We start from the raw sequence: 2,764 nt of genomic DNA on the forward strand, positions 1-2,764 counted from the left end.
GGCGTCGCCGTCAGCGACACCGTAGTGGTGTCTTGTACATCGGTGACGGTGGTAGAGACCGGTGCCGGGTCGGCAATCAGGTTTTCGTAATTGCCACCGCTGACGCTGGTGATGCTGTTGGTGACCGTTGCGTGGCCTTGGTAGACATCGTTGGTGACGGCACCCGTGGTGGTACCGGAGGACTGCCCGACTGGGATGGTGATGGTTTGCCCATTGGCCAAGCCGACTACGACCGGGCTGCCGATGACCGGCGCACCTACTGTGGCGGTGTAAATGATAGTGCCGCCTTCCGCCACGGACGGCGTGGCGGTCAGGGTGACGGTGGTGGTGTGCTGAACATCGGTGACCGCAGTGCTGACCGGTGCCTGGTTGGCAACCAGGTTTTCGTAGTTGCCGCCGCTGATGCTGGTGATGTTGTTGGTTACCGCCGCGTGGCCTTGATAGACGTCATTGCTCACAGCGCCGGTGGCGGTACCGGAGGTTTGACCGACCGGAATGGTGATGGTCTGGCCGTTGGCCAGGCTGACTACGACCGGGCTGCCAGTGACGGGCGCATCTACTGTGGCGGTGTAAACGATCTGCCCACCTTCGGCCACGCTTGGCGTCGCCGACAGCGAAACCGTGGTGGTGTCCTGCACATCGATAACGGTGGTGCTGACAGGCGCCTGATTGGCGACCAGGTTCTCATAATTGCCGCCGCTGACGCTGGTGATGCTGTTGGTAACTGCCGCGTGGCCTTGATAGACGTCGTTAGTCACGGCACCCGTGGCAGTGCCGGAACTCTGGCCGACCGGAATGGTGATGGTCTGGCCATTGCTTAGTGTGACGGTTACCGCCGACTGCGCAGCATTGCTCAGAGTGGCGGTGTAAACGATCTGCCCACCCTCGGCCACGCTTGGCGTTGCCGACAGCGACACCGTGGTGGTGTCCTGGACATCTGTTACGGTGGTACTGACAGGCGCTTGGTTTGCGACCAGGTTCTCGTAATTGCCACCGCTGACGCTGGTGATGCTGTTGGTGACCGCCGCGTGGCCTTGATAGACGTCATTGCTCACGGCGCCGGTGGCGGTGCCGGAGCTTTGGCCGACCGGGATGGTGATGGTCTGGCCGTTGGCCAGGCTGACTACAACAGGGCTTACGGTAACCGGCGCATTCACTGTTGCGGTGTAAACGATGGTGCCGCCTTCGGTCACAGATGGGGTGGCGGTTAGCGTGACGGTTGAGGTGTCGATGGTGTCACTGACGGTGGTGACTGCCGCCGTGCTGTTGATCGCCAGGATCTCGAAGTTGCCACCCGTGGCATTGGTTATGTGGGCGCTCACCTGACCGGCATCGATATACGGATCATCAGCGGGCGCGGCAACGGCGACGCTTCCGGAGGTCTGATTGGCACCGATGGTGATGGTCTGGCCGTTGCTTAGCGTGACGGTTACCGCCGACTGCGCAGCATTGGTCAGAGTGGCGGTGTAAACGATCTGCCCACCCTCGGTCACTGAAGGCGTGGCGGTCAGGGTGACAGTGGTGGTGTCTTGGACATCGGTAACAGAGGTGCTGACCGCTGCCTGATTGGCGACCAGGTTTTCGTAGTTGCCGCCGCTGACGCTGGTAATGCTGTTGGTGACCGCCGCGTGGCCTTGGTAGACGTCGTTGGTTACGGCGCCGGTGGCGGTACCGGAGCTTTGGCCGACCGGGATGGTGATGGTCTGGCCGTTGGCGAGGCTGACTACGACCGGACTGCCGGTGACAGGGGCGCCCACTGTTGCCGTGTAGATAATGGTGCCGCCTTCCGCCACGGTCGGCGTCGCCGTCAGCGACACCGTCGTGGTGTCTTGTACGTCGGTCACGGTGGTGCTGACTGGCGCCTGGTTGGCGACCAGGTTCTCGTAATTGCCGCCGCTGACGCTGGTGATGCTGTTGGTGACCGCTGCGTGGCCTTGGTAGACGTCGTTGGTGACGGCGCCAGTGGCGGTGCCGGAACTCTGGCCGACCGGAATGGTGATGGTCTGGCCGTTGGCCAGGCTGACTACGACTGGACTGCCAGTAACAGGCGCACCCACTGACGCCGTATAGATAATGGTGCCGCCTTCGGCCAAGGACGGCGTTGCGGTCAGGGTGACGGTGGTGGTGTCTTGTACATCGGTGACCGCAGTGCTGACTGGCGCCTGGTTGGCGACCAGGTTTTCGTAGTTGCCGCCGCTGACGCTGGTGATGCTGTTGGTGACCGCCGCGTGGCCTTGGTAGACGTCGTTAGTCACGGCACCCGTGGCGGTACCGGAGCTTTGGCCGACCGGGATGGTGATGGTCTGGCCGTTGGCGAGGCTGACTACGACCGGACTGCCGGTGACAGGGGCGTCCACTGTTGCCGTGTAGATAATGGTGCCGCCTTCCGCCACGGTCGGCGTGGCGGTCAGGGTGACGCTAGTGGTGTCCTGGGCATCGGTAACGGAGGTGCTGACCGGTGCCTGGTTGGCGACCAGGTTCTCGTAATTGCCGCCGCTGACGCTGGTAATGCTGTTGGTAACTGCCGCGTGGCCTTGGTAGACATCGTTGGTGACGGCACCCGTGGCGGTACCGGAGGACTGCCCGACTGGGATGGTGATGGTTTGCCCATTGGCCAAACCGACTACGACCGGGCTACCGGTGACCGGCGCATTCACCGTGGCGGTGTAGACGATGGTGCCGCCTTCGGTCACAGATGGGGTCGCGGTTAGCGTAACGGTAGAGGTGTCGATGGTATCACTGACAGTGGTGACTGCCGCCGTGC

The 2,764-nt window shown here is 62.7% G+C and carries 1 protein-coding gene; it reads right to left on the reverse strand.

What is annotated here, in order from left to right:
* Positions 1-2,764 (reverse strand): immunoglobulin-like domain-containing protein (locus tag CQW31_RS31250; RefSeq protein ID WP_371858404.1); only part of this gene is annotated, 2,764 nt, incomplete at both ends.

This window comes from Pseudomonas sp. 382 (assembly GCF_002759075.1).
In the GTDB taxonomy this organism is placed as follows: Bacteria; Pseudomonadota; Gammaproteobacteria; order Pseudomonadales; family Pseudomonadaceae; genus Aquipseudomonas; species Aquipseudomonas vlassakiae.